18 protein-coding genes are annotated in these 24,437 nt (G+C 71.4%); 2 read left to right on the top strand and 16 right to left on the bottom strand.

Features of this window, described 5'->3' with window-relative positions; genetic code table 11:
• Nucleotides 1–136: 136 nt before the first annotated feature.
• Complete coding sequence (locus ABT057_RS16950) at nucleotides 137–2,563, top strand: DUF8508 domain-containing protein (protein WP_352343811.1); 2,427 nt, start codon at nucleotides 137–139, stop codon at nucleotides 2,561–2,563.
• 172 nt (nucleotides 2,564–2,735) lie between these two features.
• Here the strand turns inward: ABT057_RS16950 and ABT057_RS16945 are convergent, their stop codons facing one another.
• The 11 genes from ABT057_RS16945 to ABT057_RS16895 form a co-directional block, all read right to left on the bottom strand.
• Nucleotides 2,736–3,929: an SUKH-4 family immunity protein gene (locus ABT057_RS16945; protein WP_352343810.1), complete on the bottom strand. Its 1,194-nt coding sequence runs from the start codon at nucleotides 3,927–3,929 to the stop codon at nucleotides 2,736–2,738.
• Between the two features lie 466 nt (nucleotides 3,930–4,395).
• On the bottom strand, nucleotides 4,396–6,705 hold the full coding sequence (locus tag ABT057_RS16940) for a xanthine dehydrogenase family protein molybdopterin-binding subunit (protein WP_352343809.1): 2,310 nt from the start codon (nucleotides 6,703–6,705) through the stop codon (nucleotides 4,396–4,398).
• Nucleotides 6,702–8,510, bottom strand: a complete 1,809-nt coding sequence (locus tag ABT057_RS16935; protein WP_352343808.1) for a 2Fe-2S iron-sulfur cluster-binding protein — start codon at nucleotides 8,508–8,510, stop codon at nucleotides 6,702–6,704. Before ABT057_RS16935 ends, ABT057_RS16940 begins: the two co-directional genes overlap by 4 nt.
• Nucleotides 8,507–9,400 (bottom strand): FAD binding domain-containing protein, encoded by an 894-nt coding sequence (locus ABT057_RS16930; RefSeq protein ID WP_352343807.1) that lies wholly within the window; start codon nucleotides 9,398–9,400, stop codon nucleotides 8,507–8,509. The genes ABT057_RS16935 and ABT057_RS16930 overlap by 4 nt, the downstream gene beginning before the upstream one ends.
• Nucleotides 9,401–9,674: 274 nt before the next feature.
• Complete coding sequence (locus tag ABT057_RS16925; protein ID WP_352343806.1) at nucleotides 9,675–11,306, bottom strand: beta-N-acetylhexosaminidase; 1,632 nt, start codon at nucleotides 11,304–11,306, stop codon at nucleotides 9,675–9,677.
• A gap of 4 nt (nucleotides 11,307–11,310) precedes the next feature.
• Nucleotides 11,311–12,135 carry a carbohydrate ABC transporter permease gene (locus ABT057_RS16920; RefSeq protein WP_352343805.1) on the bottom strand — a complete coding sequence of 275 codons (825 nt, stop codon included), beginning with the start codon at nucleotides 12,133–12,135 and terminating at the stop codon, nucleotides 11,311–11,313.
• Nucleotides 12,132–13,064, bottom strand: a complete 933-nt coding sequence (locus ABT057_RS16915) for a carbohydrate ABC transporter permease (RefSeq protein WP_502973933.1) — start codon at nucleotides 13,062–13,064, stop codon at nucleotides 12,132–12,134. Before ABT057_RS16915 ends, ABT057_RS16920 begins: the two co-directional genes overlap by 4 nt.
• Nucleotides 13,065–13,078: 14 nt before the next feature.
• Nucleotides 13,079–14,371, bottom strand: a complete 1,293-nt coding sequence (locus tag ABT057_RS16910; protein ID WP_352343804.1) for an extracellular solute-binding protein — start codon at nucleotides 14,369–14,371, stop codon at nucleotides 13,079–13,081.
• A 224-nt stretch (nucleotides 14,372–14,595) separates the two neighbouring features.
• The gene (locus tag ABT057_RS16905; RefSeq protein WP_352343803.1) at nucleotides 14,596–15,204 is read right to left on the bottom strand and encodes a DJ-1/PfpI family protein; all 609 of its coding nucleotides are present in this window, start codon (nucleotides 15,202–15,204) and stop codon (nucleotides 14,596–14,598) included.
• A gap of 35 nt (nucleotides 15,205–15,239) precedes the next feature.
• Nucleotides 15,240–15,521, bottom strand: coding sequence for a DUF3039 domain-containing protein (locus ABT057_RS16900; RefSeq protein ID WP_352343802.1), 282 nt, complete (start codon nucleotides 15,519–15,521; stop codon nucleotides 15,240–15,242).
• 29 nt (nucleotides 15,522–15,550) lie between these two features.
• A complete protein-coding gene (locus tag ABT057_RS16895) occupies nucleotides 15,551–16,123 on the bottom strand; it encodes a YqgE/AlgH family protein (RefSeq protein WP_352343800.1) in 573 nt (190 codons plus the stop codon).
• Between the two features lie 287 nt (nucleotides 16,124–16,410).
• On the opposite strand from ABT057_RS16895, the gene murA reads away from it, so the two are divergent.
• Complete coding sequence (gene murA, locus ABT057_RS16890; RefSeq protein ID WP_352343798.1) at nucleotides 16,411–17,757, top strand: UDP-N-acetylglucosamine 1-carboxyvinyltransferase; 1,347 nt, start codon at nucleotides 16,411–16,413, stop codon at nucleotides 17,755–17,757.
• A gap of 291 nt (nucleotides 17,758–18,048) precedes the next feature.
• Here murA and ABT057_RS16885 read toward each other — a convergent pair whose 3' ends face one another.
• From ABT057_RS16885 to ABT057_RS16865, 5 genes are all read right to left on the bottom strand, one after another.
• Complete coding sequence (locus ABT057_RS16885) at nucleotides 18,049–18,330, bottom strand: HU family DNA-binding protein (protein ID WP_004000874.1); 282 nt, start codon at nucleotides 18,328–18,330, stop codon at nucleotides 18,049–18,051.
• Between the two features lie 318 nt (nucleotides 18,331–18,648).
• Nucleotides 18,649–20,067, bottom strand: a complete 1,419-nt coding sequence (locus tag ABT057_RS16880) for an NAD-dependent malic enzyme (protein WP_352343796.1) — start codon at nucleotides 20,065–20,067, stop codon at nucleotides 18,649–18,651.
• A gap of 317 nt (nucleotides 20,068–20,384) precedes the next feature.
• On the bottom strand, nucleotides 20,385–22,784 hold the full coding sequence (locus ABT057_RS16875) for a HelD family protein (protein WP_352343794.1): 2,400 nt from the start codon (nucleotides 22,782–22,784) through the stop codon (nucleotides 20,385–20,387).
• Nucleotides 22,785–23,034: 250 nt separating this feature from the next.
• Nucleotides 23,035–23,814 carry an anti-sigma factor family protein gene (locus tag ABT057_RS16870; RefSeq protein ID WP_352343792.1) on the bottom strand — a complete coding sequence of 260 codons (780 nt, stop codon included), beginning with the start codon at nucleotides 23,812–23,814 and terminating at the stop codon, nucleotides 23,035–23,037.
• A 50-nt stretch (nucleotides 23,815–23,864) separates the two neighbouring features.
• Entirely contained in the window at nucleotides 23,865–24,386 is a 522-nt protein-coding gene (locus ABT057_RS16865) for a sigma-70 family RNA polymerase sigma factor (RefSeq protein ID WP_010039908.1), read from the bottom strand.
• Nucleotides 24,387–24,437 lie beyond the last annotated feature (51 nt).

Genomic DNA, 24,437 nt, shown 5'->3' with positions numbered 1-24,437 from the left:
GAGCGTCAATCGCCGTTCTGTTCCCCGGAATTAACCTGCGACCTCTTGGCGAGCCCATCTCTACGCGCGTAACTTGAGGCGGCCTCCCCCCACACCGACCCGGCCGTACATCACGACGTACGAGGAGACCGCCAGCGTGTCCAGACCCGCAGGTAGCAGAGCCCGCCGTACCGCCTACGCCCTGATCGCCACCGGTGTGGCGAGCGCGTTCGCCATCACCTCACTGCCCGCCGCGTACGCGACACCGTCGGCCTCGGTGGTGATCTCCGAGGTGTACGGCGGTGGCGGTAACTCGGGGGCGACCCTCACCCGGGACTTCGTCGAGCTCGGCAACGCGGGATCGGCGGCCTATGACCTGGCCGGGTACAGCGTGCAGTATCTGCCGGGTTCGCCGTCGTCCTCCTCGACCTGGCAGGTGACCGCGCTGAGCGGGTCCGTCGCCTCCGGCGGGCGGTACCTGGTGGCCGAGGCGGCGGGGACGGGAGGTACGACCGCTCTGCCCACCCCGGACGCCACCGGCTCCATCGCGATGAGCGCCACCACCGGCACCATCGCCCTCGTTTCCGGCACCACCGCCCTGACCTGCAAGACCGCCGCCGACTGCGCGGCCGACAGCCGGATAGTGGACCTGGTGGGGTACGGCACGGCCGTCGTGCGGGAGGGCAGCGGGCCGGTCACCGGGGCCTCCAACACCGCTTCCGTGGCGCGTGGTCCGGCTCTCTCCGACACCGACGACAACGCCGCCGACCTCGCCTCCGGCACGCCGTCCCCCGTCAACTCGGCCGGTGAGAGCCCCGGTTCGGGCGACGGCGGCGGCGACGGGGGCGGTGACCCCACCGAGCCCGGTACCGTCCGCGTCCACGACATCCAGGGCACCACCCGTCTCTCCCCGCTCGCCGGACAGACCGTCACCCGGGTCCCGGGCATCGTCACCGGTGTGCGGACGTCCGGGTCGAAGGGGTACTGGATCCAGGACCCGTCGGCCGACGCCGACCCGCGCACCAGCGAAGGCGTCTTCGTGTACACCGGGTCCGTCACGCCCACCGTGGCGGTCGGGGACTCGGTGCTGGTCAGCGGCAAGGTCAGCGAGTACTACCCGAGCAGCACCAGCCAGTCCGTCACCGAGCTGACCGGGCCGACGGCGACCGTGCTGTCCAGCGGGAACGCCCTGCCGGCCGCCGTCACCGTGGCCGCGAGCAGCGTTCCGGACGCCTACATTCCCACCGCCGGCGGCGGCAGCATCGAGTCCCTTCCGCTCGAACCGACCGTGTACGCCCAGGACTTCTACGAGGCGAACGAGGGCATGCGGGTCGCGTTCTCCGACGCGCGGGTCGTCGGCGCGTCCAACTCGTACGGCGAGACCTGGGTGACCGTCAAGCCCGACGAGAACCCGACCCCGCGCGGCGGCACGCTGTACTCGTCCTACGACCAGCCCAACACCGGCCGTCTCGAGCTCGTCCCCCTCGACGGCTCCTCCCCCGCCGCCAACGTCGGCGACGAGCTGTCCGGCGCCACCGCCGGCCCGCTCGACTACTCCCTCTACGGCGGCTACGTCGTCCAGGCCACCCAGCTCGGCACCCGCGTCGACAACGGGCTGAAGCAGGAGGTGACGCGCCGCCAGAAGGGCGACGAGCTGGCGGTCGCCACCTACAACGTGGAGAACCTGGACGCGCTGGACGACCAGGAGAAGTTCGACCGGCTCGCCCAGGGCGTCGCGGTCAACCTCAGCTCCCCCGACATCGTCGCCCTGGAGGAGATCCAGGACGACAACGGCGCCACCGACGACGGCACGGTCACCTCGGAGGCCACGCTGAAGCGGTTCACGGACGCCGTCCGCGCGGCCGGCGGGCCCCGCTACCAGTGGCGCTACATCTCCCCGGCCAACGACCAGGACGGCGGCGAGCCCGGCGGCAACATCCGCCAGGTGTTCCTGTTCAACCCGAAGCGGGTGTCGTTCACCGACCGGGCCGGCGGGGACGCCACCACGGCCACCAGCGTCGTGAAGTCCCGGAAGGGGGTGCGGCTGAGCTACTCCCCCGGCCGGATCGACCCGACCGGCGACGCCTGGGACAACAGCCGCAAGCCGCTGGTCGGTGAGTTCGTCTTCCAGGGCGAGAGCGTCTTCGTGATCGCCAACCACTTCACCTCCAAGGGCGGCGACCAGCCCCTGCACGGCCGCTACCAGCCGCCGGCCCGCAGCTCCGAGACCCAGCGTCAGGCGCAGGCCGCCGAGGTGAACACCTTCGTGAAGTCGCTGCTCGCGGCGGACAAGAACGCCAAGGCCGTGGTGCTGGGCGACCTCAACGACTACGAGTTCTCCCAGACGGTGACGACACTCACCGCCGACAAGGTCCTCACACCGCTGATCACCACCCTGCCGGCCGACCAGCGCTACACCTACGTCTACGACGGGAACTCGCAGACGCTGGACCACATCCTCACGAGCCCGTCCGTCACCCGCTTCGACTACGACGTGGTGCACCTGAACGCCGAGTTCGCCGACCAGGCCAGCGACCACGACCCGCAGATCGTGCGGATCGACGTCGGCAGGTGCCGGCGCTAGTGCCGCGGCAGGCAACGTTCGCCCCGTCGCGACGCCCGGCACGCACTCTCGCCGCACCGGGCACAAGCCCAAGTACATCCAGTACGAGGGCTTGCACCCGGCACGCCGGGAGCACGCGCCGGACGCCGCTCCTTGACGGGCAAACGTTGCCTGCCGCGGCGCTAGGACCCGGCTAGAAGTCGGCGCACAGTCCGCCGCCCGGCTCGTCCTCGAACATCCCCGGCCAGTAGCGCCAGCCGTCGTCGGTGGGGGTGTTCGGGGTCGGGTCGCAGGCTACGGGGTCGACCGCGGCCAGGGTCCGGGACATCGTCTCGGCCAGCTGGTCGTAGGCCTCGGTCAGTTCGAGCACCGCGTCCAGCGCCCGCTCGCGGCGTATCAGCCAGAGGGTGAACGCCAGGGTCGACACGTCGGCGTTGAGCGGGCGCAGACAGAGGTCGGGCTCGCTCCAGCTCAGCACGGCTCCGGTGGCGCCGTCCACGACGAGGCTGGTGTCCTCCAGCAGGTGGCCCAGGCGGATCAGGCTGTCCGCGTTCGCCGGGAGCTGCTCCCGGGTGAAGACTCCCTCGCGGGCGTCCGCGCAGTACTCGGCGAGGGTCTGCAGGGGCATGTCCGTCTCCAGCGCGAACCAGACGACCTCCTCCGGCAGGCCCACCTCGCGCAGGAAGCGACGGGTCGCGGCGTGGGTGAGCGCCTTGGGGCAGTCGACGTCCTCGAAGCGGACGACCTCGCCGGTGCCGAACTCGTCCTCCAGGAGGCGGGACGGCAGGTCCAGGGCCAGACCGGAGAGGGTGCCGGGGCCGGCGACCAGGGCGAGCGGGCGGATCACCGCGGCCAGCTTCCAGAAGAGCTCCGCCTCGCCGTCGGCAGCACCGTCCTCGAACACGGCGAGCAGCTGACGGCTCGCCTCGGCGACCGCCTGCGGGCCCAGCCGGCCGGCGTAGGAGGCGAACTGGCCGCGCAGGGCCGCCAGTTCATCGACCGCCGTCGCGCAGCGCACCAGCTTCTCCAGGGAGGGCGCCAGCGGGCGGGTGTCCATCAGGTCGGGGCGGTCGTGCAGGAAGTACGTCGTCGAGATCTCGCCCGTCCTGCCGTCCAGCAGGACGGACTCGCGCTCCTGGCCGTCCGTGCCCAGGATGCCGCCTATCACCAGGCGGTCGCGCAGCTCCGCCGCGAGCCGGCCCTCCGGGTCGCCGGTGGAGTCGCCGACCGTGCGCAGGCCGTCCGTGCGCAGGGCCTCGAAGGTCAGCAGGCCGCCCTCGACCGGCAGTCCGGGGCCGGTCAGCCAGCGGCGTGTCGGGGCGTGCGTGATGTACGGGCTCAACTCGGCCTCGGTGAGAATGATCGTGGTGGTCCTGGTCGTGCTCATCGGTCCCCCGTGCGTGAAAAGTGCCTGCGCCGTCCCACTGCTTCGCAGCCTACGCGGCACCACTGACAACGGCTCCGACCTGCGACGACGCCCGGCGGCACCAGCCGCCCACTGAGGAAAGACGTCAAAACGGTCTCGCGCGTTGCCTTCCCGCGAGGATCGCCTCCACCGTCTGCCCCACCGTCAGCTCCGTCGCCACAGTCCGAGGCGCGGGTACGTGTCCGGGTACGGCCGATCATCCGGCGGAACACGTCCCCACGCACGTGGGGACGCCGAGGGCGGCCGCTCGGCGGGTGCCTGCGCGACCGTCGGCTTCCCGGACGCCCTGATTCCCGTGACGAGGACGACACCCCTCACGTCAGATAGACGCCGCCCACCACCACAGCCAGTGCCGCCAGCACGAACAGCAGGATCCACAGCAGCAGTTTGCCCGCGCTCGGCGGGGGTTCGTAGCGCTCGGGCCCGCTCACTGCGAGGTCACCACCGCGGCCTGGGGGCGGATCGGCAGCCGGTTGACGGGGCGGCCGGTCGCGGCGCGCACGGCGGAGGCGATCGCCGCCGGGGACGTCACCACCGGGACCGCGCTGGCCGCCTTCGCCCCGAAGGGGGCGACCACGTCGCGTTCCTCGACCAGTTTGACGATCCGGATGTCCGGGGCGTCCAGGGCGGTCGGGAGGGCGTAACCCGTGAGGTCGGGGTGGCGGACCAGGCCGCGCGGGGTGCGGAGGTTCTCGGTGAGGGCGATGCCGACCCCCTGGGTGACGCCCGCCTCGATACGGGCCGTCAGCTGTGCCGGGTTGAGGACGCGGCCGACGTCCTGGGCGATCGCCAGTTCCACCACCCGGACCGAGCCCAGTTCGATGTCGACGTCGACCACCGCGCGGATCGCGCAGAAGGCGAGGCCGACGAAGGCGTCGCCCTGGCCGGAGGAGTCGAGCGGCTCGGTCGGGTGCGGGCGGCACTGTGCCGTCGCCCACAGCTCCTTGCCGTGCAGTTCCTCGGTGACCGTGGTCGACAGGACTCCGTCGTACGAGGTGATCTTGCCGTCGGTGATCTGGAGCAGCTCGGTGGACATGCCGAACTTGTGCGCCAGCGGCTGCAGGAGCTGGGTGCGGACCATCTTCGCCGCGCGCTCCACCGCCCCGCCCGAGACCCAGGTGTGCCGGCCCCGGCAGCCCGCGCCGGCGGGCGGCTGGTCGGTGTCCACGGGCGCCACGTGCACCTCGTCGACGCCGAGCGTCTCCTGGACGATCTGGCGGGCCAGAGTGGTGAAGCCCTGGCCGGTCTCCACCGCCGCGCACAGGACGGTCGCCACGCCGTCCAGGACCTTCACGGTCGCCGTGGAGACCTCGTCGGCGCCCTCCGCGCCGAGCATGTGCACCATGCCCAGGCCGTAGCCGACGCCGCGGCGCACCGCGCCCGGTTCGCCCGCGCCCTCGGGGCCGCCGGGCAGCAGCCACTCGTCCTCGGAGGTGTCCTTGGGCAGCGGGGGGAGCGGGAACTCCTGGACGGCCTGGAGGAGTTCGGCGACCGGCGCGGGGCAGGTCACCGTCTGGCCGGTGGGCAGGACGTCACCGGTCGCCATGACGTTGCGCAGGCGCAGTTCGGCGGGGTCGAGGCCGAGTTTCTTGGCGAGTTTGTCCATCTGCGCCTCGTAGGCGGCGCAGACCTGCATCGCGCCCTCGCCGCGGACGTGGCCCGACGGGGGGTTGTTGGTGCGGACGGCCCAGCCCTCGATGAAGGCGTTGGGGACGACGTAGGGGCCGCAGGCGAAGGAGACGGCGGCGGCGAGGGCCTCGGCGGAGGTGTCGGCGTAGGGGCCCGCGTCCAGCAGGATCTGGGCCTCGACCTTGACGAGGCGGCCCTCGGCGTCGGCGTGGTGGCGGTAGCGCAGCAGCGTGGGATGTCTGTGGCCGTGGCCGAGGAAGGACTCCTCGCGGGTCGCCGTCAGTTTCACCGGGCAGCCGGTCTTGAGCGCCAGCAGGCCGAGCGGGAGCTGGAAGCCCTGGTCCTCGCGGTCGGCGGTGGCGCCGGGCACACCGGTGACGACGATCTTCACGCGGTCGGGCGCGAGGCCGAAGACGGCGGCGGCCGTGTCGCGGTCGGCGTGCGGGTCGGTGGAGGCCAGGTAGAGCTCCACGCCGCCGTCGGGCCGGGGCACGGCGAGACCGGCCTCGGCACCGATGGGGGCCGGGTCGGCGCGGCCGATGCGGTACTGGCCCTCGACGACGATCTCGCCGGCCGCGGACGGGTCGCCGTGGTGCAGCGGGATGTGCCGGATCAGGTTGCCCTCGGGGTGCAGGGCGTCCGCCTCGAAGGCCTGTTCGGGGTCGGTCACCGGTTCGAGCACCTCGTACTCGACGATGACGGCCGCGGCGGCCATCCGCGCGGTGTCCGGGTGGTCGGCGGCGACGGCCGCGATGGGCTCGCCGTGGTGGCGTACGACCTCGGAGGCGAACACCGGGCGGTCTGCCTTGCCGCGGCCGTGCAGCGGGCTGCCGGGGACGTCCTCGTGGGTGACGACGGCGCGCACGCCGGGCATCTCACGCGCGTGCGACGTGTCGATCGACACGATGCGCGCGCGGGGGTGCGGTGAGCGCAGGACTGCCGCCCAGAGCAGGCCCTCGGCCCACAGGTCGGCCGCGTAGGGGAAGGTGCCCTCGGTCTTCGCGCGCGCGTCGGCGGGCTGCAACGACGCGCCGAGGCCGTGCGGGATCGGCTCGGGGGCCGGGGCGGCCTCCGCGGTGGTCGTCGCGGTGGCTGCTTCGTTGGTCACGCCTGGCCTCCGTCCTGGCCCTGTCCGTACACCGGGTCGTGCGGGTGGGGCTGTGCCGGGTTCTCGAACGCGGACGAGTGGACGCCGCCGGCGCCCGGGCCCGCCTGGTGCGGGATACGGGCCTCGTCGCCGTCCGCCTCGGCGTCCGCGGCGGCCTGGGCCTCGCGTTCGGCGACGACGTCCCTGACGGCCCGCAGGACGCCCTTGTAGCCGGAGCAGCGGCACAGGTTGCCGCACAGGGCCTGGCGGGCCTCCAGCTCGGTGGGGGCGGGGTTGCCCTCGAGCAGGTCGTGCACGGTCATCGCCATGCCGGGCACGCAGAAACCGCACTGCACCGCCCCGCACCGGGCGAGTGCCCGCTGCACGTCCGAGGGCTGCCCGTCGACGGCGAGGCCCTCGACGGTGCGGATCTCGCTGCCGGCGGTGGTGACCGACGGGACGAGGCAGGAGGCGACGAGCCGGCCGTCGACCTGGACGTTGCAGGCGCCGCACTCGCCCTGTGAGCAGCCGTCCTTGGCGCCGGCGAGGCCGAGGCGCTCGCGCAGCACGTAGAGCAGCGACTCGCCGATCCAGGCGTCGGTGACGGGGCGGTCGGAGCCGTTGACCCGCAGGACGTAGGAGGCGAGCGGGTGTTCCTCCGCCGGCGGCGGGGGAAGTTCGTCGGGGGCGGGGGTCTCCTCCGCCTGGGCGGCCTCTTCGGTTCCCTCGGCGGCCTCGTCCTCCACCCGCGCGTGGTCGGGCGTGTCGGCCGGGGCGGAGGGCGCCGGTTCGGTCGGATGTGCGGTGGGGGTCCCGGCGCGCCCGTGAACGGCCTCAGCGGCCTCGTGGGCGCCTTGCGCGTTCCGGGCGGCCCCATCGGCCCCGGAGGCGCGCTCGGCCGCCTCCGGGCCTTCCACGGCCTCTGTGGCCGGTGTTTCCGCGAGTGCCACCCCGTACGCGGGCGTGCCGTCGTGTCCGTGCGCGGACGATCCGTGAGCGGCCGAGAAGTCGGTGTCGTGCGTCGGCGTGTCGTGCGTCGGCGTGCCGTCCGACCCGCGGGCCGACGTGAAGTCGGTCCCGTGCGCGGGGGTGTGGTCGAAGGTGTGCGCCGTCTCGTGCGCCGTGCCGTGCTCCGGCGCCCGGTCGTACCCGGGCGCGTCCTGCGCCGGTCGGGCACCGGTGGGTGCCGGCGGGTGCCCGGTTCCGGTCGGGTCGTGGACACCGGGGTGCGCCACGCCGGTCGCGCCGGACGCCTCCGCCTGCTGCGCCCAGGACTGGCCCGCGCCGTTCGTGCCGCCGGTCGCCCAGGGCGCGGGCGCGCCGCCCGGCAGGGTGGCCGGCGGGGTACCGCCCCACTGTTCGACCAGGGCCGAGGTGGTGAACTCACCCGACTCGTCGGGCAGGTCGCCGCCCGCGACCGGGATGGACCACTGCCCGGTCACGTCGTGGCCGGGGGCGGGCGCGCCGCCCCCGTGGCCCGCGGAGTTGTCGGTGAAGGCCCACTGGCCGGTCGCGCCCGGGTGGTACGTGAACCGGTCGCCCCCGGAGGTCTCCGGCGGCAGCTGCGGGGCGGGCCACTCGGCGCCGCCCGCCGGGGCCGCCCACGTCCCGGTGCCGTCCGGCGCGGGGGGCGCGGCCGCGATCTGCGGCGGCACGTACCCGTGGCCGGGCGCGGCGAGCGGGGTGTCGCCGGCCAGGAGGGCGTCGATGCCGCCCTCGGGGAGCTTGACGAAGGCGGTCGCACCGTCGTCGTAGTCGCCCTGGGGCAGCGGGTCCCAGCGGCCGCCGCTCTGGGGTGTTCCCTCTCCGTGCTGGTCGTCGGTCACGACAGCGCCCTCCCCAGTGCTCGTCGGGCCAGCGCGGCGACGGTGCGCCGCAGGTGCAGTACGGCGGGCGGGAGCTCGGGGACCGAGCCGTCCACCCCCGGGGTCGGGTCGGGGATGCAGGCCGCGGCGACGTACTCGCCGAAGGCGCTCAGCGCCTCGGGGACGATCGCGCGGTTGTTGTCCCAGTCGATGAGCCGGGCCACCCACTGTTCCGCGTCCAGGGGCCGCAGCGGCATCGGCGCTATGGCGCCCACGGCGCATCTCACTCCGCGCCGGGCGGGGTCGAGGACCACGGCGACGGAGGCGACGGCGCGCCCGGGGCCGGTGCGGCCGGTCGCCTTCAGGAAGACCTGGGGGGCGTGCAGCAGCGGCACGCGCACGTACCCGATGAGTTCGCCGCCGCGCAGCATGTCCACACCGGCCAGCAGGTGCGACACCGGGATCTCCCGGCGGGCGCCGCCCGGGCCCGCGATGATCAGCGTCGCCTCCAGGGCGGCCAGCACGGGCAGCGCGTCCCCGGTGGGGGCGGCCGTGGCGATGTTGCCGCCCAGGGTGCCCGCGTTGCGGATCTGCGGCGGCCCCGCCGCGCGGGCGGCGGCGGCGAGCGCCGGGATGAGGGCGGCGAAGTCGGGGCGGCCCATGCGGGCGTGGGTGAGTCCGGCACCGAGCAGGGCGTGGCCGTCCTGGTACTGCCAGCCGCGGATCTCGCTGATCCGGCCGAGTCCGACCAGACCGGCGGGCCTGAGCTGTCCGGAGTTGACGGCGGCCATCAGGTCGGTGCCGCCGGCCACGGGCACGGCGGCGGGCATGGCCGCGAGGGCCGCCACCGCCTCCTCCAGCGTTGTGGGCAGCGTGACGGCCTGCGCCGCCTGCGGTGCGTGCGTGCTCAAAACCGGCTGCCCCTTCCCGCTGCCCCACCTGGTCCCACGTGGTCCCGCCTGTGCTGCCGTACGGTACGTGCTGACAGGGCGGACGTGGCAACTCTGGCACATGTTCGCAACGCCCGAAGACGGGGGTCCGCTAGGAGGCATTCGCCCACCTCACCCAGGAGATGTTCCGTTTTCGTACGGCTTCACCGGTGCGCGCGAATTGCCACTCTTTGGTGACCCTGCCGGGTTTTTTCCGTGACGCGCGCACCGGCCGCCGTACGCCTGCCGCCGCGGGCTACCGGTTCGGCGGCACGCCGTCGATCGGGCGCCCGAGGACACCCGGCCGCCGCTGCCACGGGCGCGGCCCCTCCGGCGGGCGGTAGCCGACGCCCAGGGCGTCCAGCCGGCGGTAGTGGGCCGCCATCCGTCGTTCGAAGCCGGCGAAGTCCCGCTCCGCGGGGGCGGGCAGGCCGCTCCAGGCGATCTCGGCGAAGGCGGCGAGCCGCGGGAAGGCCTGGTAGTCCACGCGCGCGGAGTCCTCCATCACCTCGGTCCACAGGTTGGCCTGGGTGCCGAGCACACGGCCGGCCTCCTCGGGCGTCAACTCCGCGGGAACGGGCTCGAACCGGTAGACGTCCTCCAGGGTGCGGACGTAGCCGATGGGCACGGGCTCGTCCGGGCCGCCGTCCTGCCGGTGGTCGAAGTACACCCGCTGCTCGGGGCACATGACGACGTCGTGGCCCGCGCGCGCGGCGGCGATCCCGCCCGCGTAGCCGCGCCAGGACGACACGGCCGCGCCCTCCGCGAGCCCGCCTTCGAGGATCTCGTCCCAGCCGATGAGCCGACGCCCGCGCGCGGAGAGCCACTTGTCGAAGTGCCGGATGAACCACGACTGCAGTTCGTCCTCGTCGGCGAGCCCCAGTTCCTTGATGCGGGCCTGCGCGGCGGCCGACTCCCGCCACTGGTCCTTGGGACATTCGTCACCCCCGACGTGAATGAACGCCGAGAACGCGCCCGCGTCCGCGGGGAACAACTCGAGGACTTCCTCGAACACCCCCTCGTAGAAGCGCAGGGTGTTGTCGGTGGGGGCGAGTACGTTGGGGTTGATCCCCCAGGTGTCCCAGACGGAGAGGCGGGTGGTGTCGATGACGTCGGTGTTGCCGAGTTCCGGATACGCGGCGATCGCGGCCTGCGAGTGGCCCGGTACGTCGATTTCGGGGACCACGGAGATATGCCGCTCGGCGGCGTAGGCGACGATCTCGCGGATGTCGTCCTGGGTGTAGAAGCCACCGTGCGGCTTCTCGTCCCACAGGGGTGAGGCACGGTGGCCGAATTTCGTGCGGGCCCGCCAGGCGCCGACCTCGGTCAGCCGCGGGTACCGCTCGATCTCGATCCGCCAGCCCTGGTCGTCCGTCAGATGGAAGTGGAAGACGTTCAGTTTGTGCGCGGCCATCAGGTCCAGGTAGCGCAGGACGCCTTCCTTGGGCATGAAGTGCCGGGCGACGTCGAGCATGAGGCCGCGCCAGCGGAAGCGGGGTGAGTCCTCGACGGAGAGCACCGGCACGTCCCACTCCCGGCGCGGTCGCAGGGGAGCCCTGCGGAAGGCGTCGGGGCCGAGGAGCTGCCGGAAGGTCTGCGCGCCCCAGAAGACGCCTGCCGCGCCGCCGCCCTGAATACGCATCGCTTGTCCGTCGGCCACGAGCCGGTAGCCCTCGGGGGGCAGTTCCGGATCGATGCTCAGCACGATGCGGTTGTCGGCGTTGTCACCCTCGCGCAGGGGGAGTCCGGTGGCCGCGCCGACGGTCGCCCGCAGCCAGCGGGCGACGCCCTCGGTGCCCGGGCCGGTCTCCAGCTGGGTCTCCTCGTCCAGCACGTCCCGGCCGGGCGAGTTCGGGAAGATGCGCCTTGGCGCCGGAATGAGTTCCATCACGTCAGTCCTTCACCGCTCCGCCGAGGCCGGAGACAAGTCGTCGTTGTACGAGTACGAAGAACACGAGCACCGGAATCGTCATGACCGTCGAACCCGCCATCACGCCGCCCCAGTCGGGATCGTCCGGCTTGTAGAAGACCAGCAGCGCCATGGGGAGGGTCGACTGGGATGTGTCGCTGATGATGAAGGACTTGGCGAACAGGAAGTCGTTCCAGGCCGAGATGAAGGAAAACACGCTGGTGGCCACGAGACCCGGAAGGACGAGCGGAAAAAGGATCTGCCACAGAAAGCGTGTACGGCTCGCTCCGTCGAGGTGGGCGGCCTCCTCCAGGGCCTCCGGGACGCCTTTCACGAACCCCCTCAGCATCCAGATCGCGAACGGCAGCGAGAAGGCGATGTGGGGCAGGATCAGGGAACCCAGGGTGTTCAGCTGGCCGAAGTCCCGCATGAGGAAGAACAAGGGGATCGTCAGCGCCTCCACGGGCACCATCTGGGCCACCAGGAACATGATCAGCAAGGTGGTCCGGAAGCGGAACCGGAATCGTGTCACGGCGGTCGCGGCGAGAAACGCGATCAGCCCGGAGGCGATCACCACCACGCCCGCGACGACAACGCTGTTGAGGAAGTAACGGCCGAATTCCTGCTGCCCGAACACCCGCCGGAAGGAATCCAGAGAAGGGGCGAGAGTCCATGGCCTCGGCTCGCTCGACTCGATCTCCCCGGCCGGTCTGAAGGCGCTCAGCACCATCCAGTAGAGCGGAAAGGCGACCACCGCGGCGACGAGCAGCGCCACCGCGTCGGGCAGCCGGCGTCGCAGGACGTTCACAGCTCCTCCTCCCCCTGCCGCCGGAGCAGTCGCAGGTACACCAGGGTGACGGCGAGCAGGATCAGCAGCATCACGACGCCGATCGCGGCGCCCAGGCCGTACTGGGAGGACGCGAAGGCCTCCTGGTAGGCGTACACGTTCAGGACCAGGTTCTGCCCGGCGATCCCGCCGCCGTTCGTCATGACGTAGATCTGGGTGAACACCTTGAAGTCCCAGATGACCGACTGGATGGTGACGACGGTCAGGATCGGCCGCAGCATCGGCGCGAGCACGGACCGCCAGATCCGCCACTGCGAGGCACCGTCCAGGGCGGCCGCCTCCAGCACCTCGGAGGGCACGGCGCGGATCCCCGCGTAGACGGTGACCATCACGAACGGGAAGGAACACCAGACCACTTCGAGGAGGACGAGGAAGAAGGCGCTGTAGCGCCCGTACGTCCAGGAGTGGTCGCCGATCCCCAGGATCCGGTTCACCGGGCCGAAGTCGGGGTCGAACAGGAACAGCCAGACCGTGGAGCCGGTGACCGCCGGGGTGGCCCAGGCGCCCAGCGCGGCCAGCATCAGGGCGAGCCGGGGCAGCGCACGCACACGCGTGAGGAGCACGGCGAGCGCGCAGCCGACGGCGAGCGTGGAGAGCACACAGGCCGCCGCGAACACGACCGTGGACAGCAGCACCTGCCAGAACCGGCTGTCGGCGAAGACGTCGGCGTAGTTGCCGAAGCCCCTGAAGACGGTCGGTTCGCCACCGCTGACCTGGGCCTGGGTGTAACGGAACAGGGAGATCAGGCCGAGCTGGTAGACGGGGTAGGCGAGCAGCGCGGCGAGGACGACGAGAGCGGGGGCGAGGTAGAGCCAGGGCGTCCAGCCGCCCCGGTTCCGCCTCCTGGGGGGCGGGGTCGTGGAGAGCGGGGATCCCTTCTCCACGACCACCGTGTCGGTCACGGTCACCCGGCGGAGCCGAACGCGTCGTCCATCTTCTTGGCCGCCTCCTCCGAGGCCGCCGCCACGTTCTTCTTGCCGCTGATGACCTCCTGGAACATGGTCGGCAGGACCAGCTGGGAGTCGATCTGGGACCAGGCGGGCGAGGCGGGCACGAACTTGGTGCCGGAGGCCAGGGTCTGCACGAAGGGCTTCACGAACGGCTCCTTCGCGGCGGCCTGGTCACGGACGTCCGTGAAGGTCGGCAGGAAGCCCATCGCGTCGAAGAGCCGCGCCTGCGTCTTCTTCGAGGCCAGGGCCTCCATCAGCTGGATCGCGAGCGTGCGGTGCGAGGTGCTCTTCAGGACGCCGAGGTTGTTGCCGCCCGCGAAGGCCGGTGCGATCGAGCCGGAGGTGACGCCGGGCAGCGGGACGACGGCGTACTCGCCCTTGACCTTGCCGGCCTCCACGGCGGTGTGGCTGAAGTCGCCGCCGATCGCCATGCCCGCCTTGCCGGCCGCGAACGCGGTGACGGTGTCGTTGCCGCCCATCCCCGCGCACTTCGCGGCCGGACAGTTGTCGTCGGAGAAGAGGGAGGTGTACGCCTTGATGCCCTTCTGGGCGGCCGCGCTGTCGATCTCGGCGGCGTACGAGCCGCTCTTGCCGGTGGCGATCTCGCCGCCGTTGGCCCAGACGAACGGCATCGCGCCGTAGGTGTAGGCGCCGCCGACGGCCAGGCCGTACAGGTCGGGCTTCGCGGCGCGGATCCTGCGGGCCGTGGACGCGAGTTCGTCCATGGTCTTCGGGACCGCGAGGCCGAGTTCCTTGAACACGTCCGTGCGGTAGTAGAGGGCGCGGACGCCGACGTAGAAGGGGGCGCCGTACATCTTGCCGTCGACGGTGACCGACTGCTTGGCCGTGGGGTCGGTGTCCTTGGCCTCGTTCCAGTCGCGGAAGTCCTTGGTGACGTCGAGGAGTCCGCCGTCGTGGACGTAGCCGGCCGTGTCGGTGTTGCCGTACTCCATGAGGTCGGGGGCGGACTTGGGGTCGTTGAAGGCGGCCTTGACTCGCTGGGCGCGGGTGTCGACCGGGATGTACTCGACGTCGACCTTGGTGTCGTCGTGCGCCTTCTCGAAGGCGGCCACGACGGAGTCGACGACCTTCTGTTTCGGCGTGTTGCCGACTTCCTGGAAGAGCCAGACCCGCAGGGTGCCGCTCTTGTCGTCGGTGTCCGAGGAGGAGTTGGAGGAGGTCTGGGGGGCGCAGGCGGCGGTGAGGACGAGGGCCGCGAGGGCGGTGAGACGGACGGACAGCTTCATGGGGAGGTGCCTCCGCTGGGGGGGTGTTGCAACATGCGCAATGACGGTTTCGCTGTGCACAACACCCTGGAGGCTAGGGACTTCATGAACACGACCACAAGAGGTCTCAACCACTCTGTGACGTCCGGACGCACTCCGTGCAACGGCAGGACAACACGAAGGCTCCGGGAGTGCACTGCGGTGCACTCCCGGAGCCTTCGGGAACGAGCCTTCGGAAATCTTTCTCAGCGCGGCGCGGCCGCGCCCGCCCGGACGGCGCGCAGGGCGCGCTCGACGGTTTCCCGGCTCTCGCCGACCGGAGCCACGTAGCCGACGACGTCACGCGCGGCGTCCTCCCCGAGCGCGCGGGTGATCACCCATGTGGCGAGGTACTGGGACGCCAGGCAGCCGCCCGCCGTGGCGATGTTCCCCTCGGCGTGGAACGGCGCGTCCAGCACGGTGACTCCGCGGGCCTCGACGAAGGGCCGGCTCTTCACGTCCGTGCACACCGGCATGCCGTCCAGCAGTCCGAGCCGGGCGAGCACCAGCGCGCCGGAGCACTGCGCACCGATCAGCTGCCGCGACGGGTCGAGCGGCAGCCTGGAGACCATCCGGTCGTCGGCGACCACCTCGCGTGTCCGCACCCCGCTGCCGATCAGCACGACGTCGGCCTCGGCCACGAACTCCATCGGGCGCTGCCCGGTCACCTCGACGCCGTTCATCGACGTCACCACCGGCGCCGGCGTCGTGACGAAGGCCTCCAAGCCGTCCCCGCGGCACCGGTTGATCAGCGCGGAGGCGATGAAGCTGTCGAGCTCGTTGAATCCGTCGAAGGTGACCACGGCTACCTGCATCAGCACCCCTCGGGCTCGGCATCGGCACTCCGGACCTACTTGTCGCCCTTGCCCTTGCCGTCGTCGCCGCCCGCCATCGACTCGAAGATCTCCTTGCACATCGGGCACACGGGATACTTCTTCGGGTCGCGGCCGGGCACCCACACCTTGCCGCAGAGCGCGACGACGGGCGTCCCGTCGAGGGCGCTCGCCATGATCTTGTCCTTCTGGACGTAGTGCGCGAAGCGCTCGTGGTCACCGTCGCCGTGCGACACCTGGGGTGTCGGTTCTACGAGGGTCCCCGTACCGGTGCCGCGCTCGGGCTCGAGAGTGCTCATGCGCACCAGGGTACTGAAGCTCACACGGATCAGTTGAGCGAAGGGTCGTCCGGATACGTCGCCACCATCGCCAGCTCGTTGCGCTGGCGGCGCAGGACCTCGCGCCAGAGTCTCTCCGGGGAGGGCGAGGAGACGTCCCCGGGCTCGGACTCCACCACGTACCAGGCGCCCTCCACCAACTCGTCCTCGAGCTGACCCGGCCCCCAGCCCGCGTACCCGGCGAAGATTCGCAGCGACCCGAGGGCCGAGGCGAGCAGCTCCGGCGGGGCCTCCAGATCGACCAGGCCGATCGCGCCGTGCACCCGCCGCCAGCCCAGCGGCCCGCGGTCGCCGTTCGGCTCACCGGGGATCACCGCGACGCCCAGCGCGGAGTCGAGCGACACCGGGCCGCCCTGGAAGACCACGCCAGGTTCCCCGGTGAGGTCGGCCCAGCCCTCCAGGATGTCGCCCACGCCGACCGGCGTCGGACGGTTGAGGACGACACCGAGGGAGCCCTCCTCGTCGTGGTCGAGAAGGAGCACCACCGCACGGTCGAAGTTCGGGTCCGCCAGGGCGGGCGTTGCCACGAGCAGCCGCCCTGTGAGCGAGGACACCTCGGTCATGCCAGACATGATCCCCCATCTTCCCTTGAAGTGGGGAGACAACGGGGGCACGGCGTGCGGGGCAGGTCGGGCGCACGGATGCGGTTCGGGCGCACGGACCCGGGAGGCGTCGCCCGGTGACCCCGCGTGGCCGCCACGGAACCGTTCGTGTTGTGACACAGCTATGACGTTCCTGGGCACACCTTGGGCTTACGGCAGGGGCCCCGGTGGCGATTACCCTGTCTCCTCTGGCCCTTGCACCGATTCAGGCCCAAGCCCAAATCCACCACCCATGGAACGCGAGATACATGACCGTCAACGGCTCTGACGACGTACTGCTTGTCCACGGCGGAACCCCGCTCGAGGGCGAGATCCGTGTCCGCGGTGCGAAGAACCTCGTACCCAAGGCCATGGTCGCCGCCCTGCTGGGCAGTGAGCCGAGTCGGCTGCGCAACGTTCCGGACATCCGTGACGTGCGGGTCGTACGCGGTCTGCTGCAGCTGCACGGGGTGACGGTCCGTCCGGGCGAGGAGCCTGGCGAGCTGGTGCTCGACCCGACCTACGTCGAGAGCGCCAACGTCGCCGACATCGACGCCCACGCGGGGTCGAGCCGTATTCCGATCCTGTTCTGCGGGCCCCTCCTGCACCGCCTCGGGCACGCCTTCATCCCCGGCCTCGGCGGCTGCGACATCGGCGGCCGGCCGATCGACTTCCACTTCGACGTGCTGCGGCAGTTCGGCGCGAAGATCGAGAAGCGGGCCGACGGCCAGTACCTGGAGGCGCCGCAGCGGCTGCGCGGCACGAAGATCCGGCTGCCGTACCCGTCGGTCGGCGCGACCGAGCAGGTGCTGCTGACGGCGGTCCTGGCGGAAGGCGTCACCGAGCTCTCGAACGCGGCCGTGGAGCCGGAGATCGAGGACCTCATCTGCGTCCTGCAGAAAATGGGCGCGATCATCGCGATGGACACCGACCGGACGATCCGCATCACCGGTGTGGACAAGCTGGGCGGCTACAACCACCGCGCGCTGGCGGACCGGCTGGAGGCCGCCTCGTGGGCGTCCGCGGCGCTCGCCACCGAGGGCAACATCTACGTCCACGGCGCCCAGCAGCGCTCGATGATGACGTTCCTGAACACCTACCGGAAGGTGGGCGGTGCCTTCGAGATCGACGACGAGGGCATCCGCTTCTGGCACCCGGGCGGCCAGTTGAAGTCCATCGCGCTGGAGACGGACGTGCACCCCGGTTTCCAGACCGACTGGCAGCAGCCCCTCGTGGTCGCCCTCACCCAGGCCACGGGCCTGTCCATCGTCCACGAGACGGTCTACGAGTCCCGCCTCGGCTTCACCTCCGCGCTGAACCAGATGGGCGCCCACATCCAGCTCTACCGCGAGTGCCTGGGCGGCTCGGACTGCCGCTTCGGGCAGCGCAACTTCCTGCACTCCGCGGTCGTCTCGGGCCCCACCAAGCTCCAGGGCGCCGACCTGGTCATCCCCGACCTCCGCGGCGGCTTCTCGTACCTGATCGCGGCTCTCGCCGCCCAGGGCACCTCCCGCGTCCACGGCATCGACCTGATCAACCGCGGCTACGAGAACTTCATGGAGAAGCTGATGGAGCTCGGGGCGAAGGTCGAACTCCCCGGCAAGGCGCTCGGCTGACCCCGGCCTCCCGGCCCCGGCCCACGACAGCACCCCCGGCCGGGGGTCCGGGGGTTGTCCCCCGGGCAGGCACGGCATGGAGAAGCTGATGGAACTCGGAGCGAAGGTCGAACTCCCCGGCAAGGCGCTCGGGTAGTTTTTGGTACGACGATGGGGCGGTCCCTGGGTGTAGGGGCCGCCCCGTCGTCGTTCTCCGCGCCCGCTGCGGACGCGCCCCGAAATGGGGCGCGGGGAACTGCGCGACCAGCCACAGACGGCCGGCAGTCGCCCACGGCGCTCTCGGCGGAGCGCTTACTTGCCCTTGGCCGCTTCCTTGAGCTTCGAGCCCGCGGAGACCTTGACGCTGTAGCCGGCCGGGATCTGGATCGGGTCACCGGTCTGCGGGTTACGCGCGGTACGGGCGGCACGGTGGGTGCGCTCGAAGGTCAGGAAGCCGGGGATGGTGACCTTCTCGTCGCCCTTGGAGACGATGTCGCCGACAACCTCGGCGAACGCGGCCAGCACGGCGTCGGCGTCCTTGCGAGTCACCTCGGCGCGGTCGGCCAGCGCGGCCACCAGCTCACTGCGGTTCATGTTGTTACTCCCGTGTTCTTCTTGCTGTTGCGGCGTGCCACGCGGCGGAGGCCGCATGTTGGGCACAGCGAAAAGTCGATGTGCTCGCGCCCAGAGACGCATCCTGCCCCCACCTGCGGCGGGAAAGCCAATCCGGCACCCGCAGGAGTCGTGAGAACACCCTTGGGAGTCACACGAAGAGAGCCGGAGCCCGGCCGTCACGATAAGGCTCACCACTCACAGGGCGTTCCGCGACGCGCCGTGGCGGGGATCGTGGTGATCCTCACAATCCCCGCACAGTACGCACCTCAGACTACGACGGGCCGGGCCGCGGCGGGGCTACGGCGCCGTCGCGCCCGCCGCCTTCGCCGCGTCGCGCACCGCGCCCGCGACGGCGCCCGCGACCTTGTCGTTGAAGACGCTCGGGATGATGTAGTTCGCGTTCAGCTCGTCGGCGCTCACCACGTCGGCCAGGGCCTTCGCGGCCGCGAGCATCATCTCGGTGTTGACCGTACGGGACTGGGCGTCCAGCAGGCCGCGGAAGACGCCCGGGAAGACCAGCACGTTGTTGATCTGGTTCGGGAAGTCGGAGCGGCCGGTGGCCACCACGGCGGCCGTCTGGCGGGCGACCGCCGGGTCCACCTCAGGGTCCGGGTTCGCGAGCGCGAACACGATCGCGCCCTCGGCCATGGCGGCCACGTCGTCGCCGTCGAGGACGTTCGGGGCCGAGACGCCGATGAAGACGTCGGCGCCGCGCACGGCCTCCTTGAGGGTGCCGGTGAGGCCCTCGGGGTTGGTGTTGTCGGCGATCCAGCGCAGCGGGGAGTCGGCGTGGGCGCTCACCAGGTCCTCGCGGCCGGCGTGCACCACGCCGTGGATGTCGGCGACGACGGCGTTCTTCACGCCCGCCGCGAGCAGCAGCTTGAGGATGGCCGTGCCGGCGGCGCCGGCCCCGGACATGACGACCCGGACGTTCTCGATGCCCTTGTCCACCACACGCAGGGCGTTCGTCAGGGACGCGAGGACCACGATGGCCGTGCCGTGCTGGTCGTCGTGGAAGACGGGGATGTCGAGGGCCTCGCGCAGGCGGGCCTCGATCTCGAAGCAGCGCGGGGCGGAGATGTCCTCGAGGTTGATGCCGGCGAACCCGGGGGCGATGGCCTTGACGATCTCGACGATCGCGTCGGTGTCCTGGGTGTCCAGGCAGAGCGGCCAGGCGTCGATGCCGGCGAACCGCTTGAAGAGGGCCGCCTTGCCCTCCATGACGGGCAGGGCGGCCTTGGGGCCGATGTTGCCGAGGCCCAGCACGGCGGAGCCGTCCGTCACGACCGCAACGGAGTTGCGCTTGATGGTGAGGCGGCGGGCGTCCTCGGGGTTCTCGGCGATCGCCATGCAGACGCGGGCCACACCCGGCGTGTAGATCATCGACAGATCGTCACGGTTGCGGATGGGGTGCTTGGACTGCATCTCGATCTTGCCGCCGAGGTGCATCAGGAACGTACGGTCGGAGACCTTGCCGAGGGTGACGCCCTCGATGCCGCGCAGCTGTTCGACGATCTCGTCGGCGTGGGAGGTGGAGGTGGCGGCGATGGTGACGTCGATGCGGAGCTTCTCGTGCCCGGACGCGGTGACGTCGAGGCCGGTCACCGAGCCTCCGTGGGACTCGACGGCTCCGGTGAGCTGCGAGACCGCGGTTCCGCTCGCGGGCACCTCCAGCCGGACCGTCATCGAGTAGGAGACGCTGGGCGCCGTTGCCATGGCCGACTTCCTCTGCACTGCTGGGTGGGTCGCGGGATTGCCGTCCGATCGTCGCACCTACTGATGAGTACGTGAAAGCCGCCCCGGATTGCGATCGTTTTGTTCTCAATGAACTCAATGGAAGAGGCCCACATCACAGAGTGATGTGGGCCTCTTCCACGTTCATGACACCGACCCGCCATGCTCGCCTCGCGGCAAGTGGTCGCTCGTAGCGACGAAGGTTGGGCCCGGGGGCTTGGATCGGGCCGGTGTCACACCCAGGCTAACAAACGGATCGCCGAAGGCCATTCCCGTCCGGGCCACTTCACAGGAAACGTTCAGTCCCTGAGGAGGTCGGGGACCCCCTGTGCGTCCGGCTCGTCACGCTCCCCCGACACCACGGTGAGCTCCTGCGTGGCCCGGGTCAGGGCGACGTACAGCACCCGCAGGCCGGCCGGTGACTCGTCGGCGATCTCCGCCGGCGAGACGACGACCGTCGCGTCGTACTCCAGGCCCTTGGCCTCCAGGCTGCCGAGGGCGACGACCCGGTCGCCGAGTCCGGCGAGCCAGCGGCGGGCCTCCTCGCGGCGCTGCATCGCGACGACGACGCCGACGGTGCCGTCGACGCGGTCGAGGAGGCGGGCGGCCTCGGCGCGCGCGGTGGCGCCCAGCGATTCGCGTGCGCCCGTGCCGTGTCTCTGGTTCGTTCCCACGAAGCGGGGGACGACCCCCGTCGACCTGACCGCCTTCGGGGACTCGGCGCCCGGCATGGCGAGCGCCAGCACCTTCGCCGCCAGTTCGGCGATCTCGGCCGGGTTGCGGTAGTTCACGGTCAGCTGGAAACGGCGGCGGGGGCGGGTGCCGAGGGCCTCGTCGCGGGCCTCGGCGGCCTCGTCGGGGTCCGACCAGGAGGACTGGGCGGGGTCGCCGACGACCGTCCAGGTGGCGTGCCGGCCGCGGCGGCCGACCATGCGCCACTGCATCGGGGTGAGGTCCTGGGCCTCGTCGACGATGACGTGCGCGTACTCGGTCCGCTCGGCGGCCAGCCGTTCGGCCCGCTCGCGCTGCGACTCCTCACGGACCGGCATCAGCTCCTCCAGGCCGGTGAGCTGGTCCAGCGGGTCGAGTTCGCGCCTCTTCCGCTTCGGGCGGGCCGGGGCGCCGAGGATCGCCTGGAGTTCGTCGAGCATCGCGATGTCGTGCACGGAGTAGCCGTCCCGCTTCAGGGAGCGGGCGACCTTGCGGACCTCGCCCGGGTTGAGGATCCGGCGGGCCCAGCGGCCGAGCCGCCGCTCGTCGGACATGGCGGCGAGGACGGCCTTCGGGGTCAGCTCGGGCCACCAGGCGTCCAGGAACCCGATGAACGAGTCCTCACCGGTCACGTCCTCGTCGAAGGAGGAGCGCAGCTCGGCGGCGAGCTCGGGGTCGCTGTGCCGGCCCGCGGCGCCGGAGCGCTCCCACAGGGCGTCAAGGAGGAGCTTGCGGGCACGGGGGCGCAGCAGGTTGACGGGGGCGGTGCCGCCGAGGGCGGACTGCCGGACGCGGTCGAGGTCGGCCGCCTCCAGCTCCAGCCGCCGGCCGAAGGCGACGACCCGCAGCCGGGTGGGTGTCGTACCGGACGTGGCGGGGCCGTCGTCGAAGGCGAGCTGTCCCGCGCCGCCCTGGCCGCCGCTCCGCCCGCCGCTCTCCAGCGCCCCGCGCGCCGCCTTCCGCAGGACCTTCAGCATGCGGTACGAGCCCTTCGCGCGGGCCACCGACGGGGAGTCGTACAGGGTGGCCTCGGCGCCGGCCGCCTCGTCGGCGAGGGAGCCGATGGCGCGGATGGCGACCTGGCCCTCCTCGCCCAGGGAGGGCAGGACGCCCTCGGTGTAGGCGACCAGCAGCGGGGTCGGCGAGACGATCAGGATGCCGCCCGCGTACCGGCGCCGGTCCTGGTAGAGCAGGTAGGCCGCCCGGTGCAGGGCGACGGCCGTCTTGCCCGTGCCAGGCCCGCCCTCGACATAGGTCACGGAGGCGGCGGGGGCGCGGATGACCAGGTCCTGTTCGGCCTGGATGGAGGCGACGATGTCGCGCATGGTGTGGCTGCGGGCCTGTCCGAGGGCGGCCATCAGGGCGCCGTCGCCGATGACGGGCAGTTCGCCGCCGTCGAGGAACGCCCTCAGTTCGGGGCGCATCAGGTCGTCCTCGACGCCGAGGACGCGCCGGCCCTTGGAGCGGATGACCCGGCGCCGTACGACCCGTCCCGGGTCGACGGGGGTGGACCGGTAGAAGGGGGCGGCGGCGGGGGCCCGCCAGTCGATGACCAGCGGGGCGTAGTCGGAGTCCAGGACGCCGATGCGGCCGATGTGGAGGGTCTCGGCGATGTCGGCGGAGTTGTCCTCCCGCACCGCGCCTTCGGCGGGCTCCACGGCGGTGTAGGCGCCGTCGGGTCCCTTCTTGCCGTCCTTGCCGAGGAGCAGGTCGATCCGGCCGAAGAGGAAGTCCTCGAACTCGTTGTTGAGGCGGTTGAGGTGGATGCCGGCGCGGAAGACCTGGGCGTCCCGTTCGGCGAGGGCGCCGGGCGTGCCGACCTGACCGCGCTTGGCCGCGTCGTTCATGAGGAACTCCGCCTCGTGGATCTTCTCCTCGAGGCGCCGGTAGACCCGGTCCAGATGTTCCTGTTCGATGCTGATCTCGCCGTCCCGGACCGAGTCCGGTGCGGCGCCGACCGCGGATTCCTGCTGAGCCTGTGCGGCCACCGGGCCCCCTTCTGACGTGCTGGGCAGCCGTCAACCGTACGCGAAGGGGGCCCCGGGAAGCGAGGGGGCTGCCCGGCGGATCCTGTCACAGACGCGGAGCCCGGCACGCGCATCTGCGGCGTCGTCGTCGGGTGCCGACGCTCCGCGTCGACGCCCTCCTCCGCCTTGCAGCTGCCCGCACCAGGCTCCGTTCACCTGAGCTGACTGGAAACCGCGGCTGTCCTCTGACCGGATCCGCCGGGGCAGACCCCTAGGCCTCGACCTGGACGATCTTCTTGCCGTCGAAGGTCATGATCTCGAAGTGGTCGATCTCGTTGGCCTTGAAGGCCGCGCCGCCCGTGACGTAGAGCGGGTTCTTGGCCTGTTCGGTCTTGGCGTTGGGGATGCCGTAGCCCCACTCGGGGACGGACCAGGACGAGACCGTCTCGCGCTTGCCGTCCTTGCCGACGGCGATCAGCGAGCACTTCTCCGGGCCGGTCACGTTCTTCAGTTCGAGGCCGACCTCGGTGCCCCACGCCTTGTCCGCCGTGGCGACGGTCGCCGTGACGTTGCTGGAGGAGTCGGTCGCCGAGACCTTGTCGGAGAGCGTCTCGAAGGTGGACTTGGCGGGGTTGGTGGTGCTGCTCGCCACCGGCGCCTTGGTCCCGTTGTCGCCGCCGGTCACCGCCATGACGCCCACGGGGCCGCCGACGATCAGCGCTGCCGCGGCCGCGACCAGGTAGAACGAGCGGCGGCGTTTGACGGCTCGGCGCTCGGACACCTCGTCGACCAGCTTCTCCACGAGGCGTGGAGAGGGGCGGGCGGACAGGGAGTCGCCGATCGCCGGTGTGCCGGATCCGGGCAGGTCCGCGAGTGCGGCCAGCATCGGTTCCATCCCGGCGAGCTCGTCGAGCTGCTGTGCGCACCACTCGCAACCGGCGAGGTGCATTTCGAAGGCGGTCGCCTCGGCGTCGTCGAGGATGCCTAGGGCGTAGGCGCCCACTGTCTCGTGTTCGCTCGGACTCGGAGATCCCTGCATAGATCCCTGCATGGGGCCAGACATACCCGCACCACCTGCTCCGAATCCCCCGTAAGTACTCATCACGCCGTCACCCCCCGCTCCTCAAGAGCCAGCTTCATCGACCGCAGGGCGTAGAACACCCGAGAGCGGACGGTGCCACTGGGAATGCCCAGCGTCTCGGCCGCCTCGTTGACGGTACGCCCCTTGAAGTACGTCTCGACGAGCACCTCCCGGTGGGCCGGGGTCAGGTCGTCGAGCGCATCGGACAACGTCATCAGCCACAGCGCCTTGTCGATCTCGTCCTCCGCAGGAATGACCTCCAGCGGCGACGGGTCGACCTCCTGCGGCCGGGCCTGCCGGCTGCGGTGGCCGTCGATGACGATGCGGCGAGCGACCGTCACCAGCCAGGGGCGTACCGATCCGGTCGCTCGATTGAGCTGACCGGCGTTCTTCCAGGCACGGATGAGTGTCTCCTGCACTACGTCCTCGGCACGCTGCCGGTCTCCGGCAACCAGGCGCAGGACATACGCAAGCAAAGGTCCGGCATGCTCCCGATACAGAGCACGCATCAGCTCCTCGTCAGGTTCCGAGGGCTGGGACATGCGATGTCGGGCCCTCGATCCACGTTCATTGGCCACGGCCGCATCCTTGCG

This window comes from Streptomyces sp. NPDC002588 (assembly GCF_040295925.1).
Lineage (GTDB): Bacteria > Actinomycetota > Actinomycetes > Streptomycetales > Streptomycetaceae > Streptomyces.
Note: the sequence above shows the minus strand (reverse complement) of the source record. Positions and strands in the feature narration are given on the sequence as shown.

Bases quoted from the DNA above. Each gene is read 5' to 3' on its own strand.
- ABT057_RS16945 (WP_352343810.1), bottom strand. From the start codon at position 3,929: ATGAGCACGACCAGGACCACCACGATCATTCTCACCGAGGCCGAGTTG.
- ABT057_RS16925 (WP_352343806.1), bottom strand. From the start codon at position 11,306: ATGGAACTCATTCCGGCGCCAAGGCGCATCTTCCCGAACTCGCCCGGC.
- ABT057_RS16910 (WP_352343804.1), bottom strand. From the start codon at position 14,371: ATGAAGCTGTCCGTCCGTCTCACCGCCCTCGCGGCCCTCGTCCTCACC.
- ABT057_RS16905 (WP_352343803.1), bottom strand. From the start codon at position 15,204: ATGCAGGTAGCCGTGGTCACCTTCGACGGATTCAACGAGCTCGACAGC.
- ABT057_RS16900 (WP_352343802.1), bottom strand. From the start codon at position 15,521: ATGAGCACTCTCGAGCCCGAGCGCGGCACCGGTACGGGGACCCTCGTA.
- ABT057_RS16895 (WP_352343800.1), bottom strand. From the start codon at position 16,123: ATGACCGAGGTGTCCTCGCTCACAGGGCGGCTGCTCGTGGCAACGCCC.
- murA (WP_352343798.1), top strand. From the start codon at position 16,411: ATGACCGTCAACGGCTCTGACGACGTACTGCTTGTCCACGGCGGAACC.
- ABT057_RS16885 (WP_004000874.1), bottom strand. From the start codon at position 18,330: ATGAACCGCAGTGAGCTGGTGGCCGCGCTGGCCGACCGCGCCGAGGTG.
- ABT057_RS16880 (WP_352343796.1), bottom strand. From the start codon at position 20,067: ATGGCAACGGCGCCCAGCGTCTCCTACTCGATGACGGTCCGGCTGGAG.
- ABT057_RS16870 (WP_352343792.1), bottom strand. From the start codon at position 23,814: ATGCAGGGATCTATGCAGGGATCTCCGAGTCCGAGCGAACACGAGACA.
- ABT057_RS16865 (WP_010039908.1), bottom strand. From the start codon at position 24,386: ATGTCCCAGCCCTCGGAACCTGACGAGGAGCTGATGCGTGCTCTGTAT.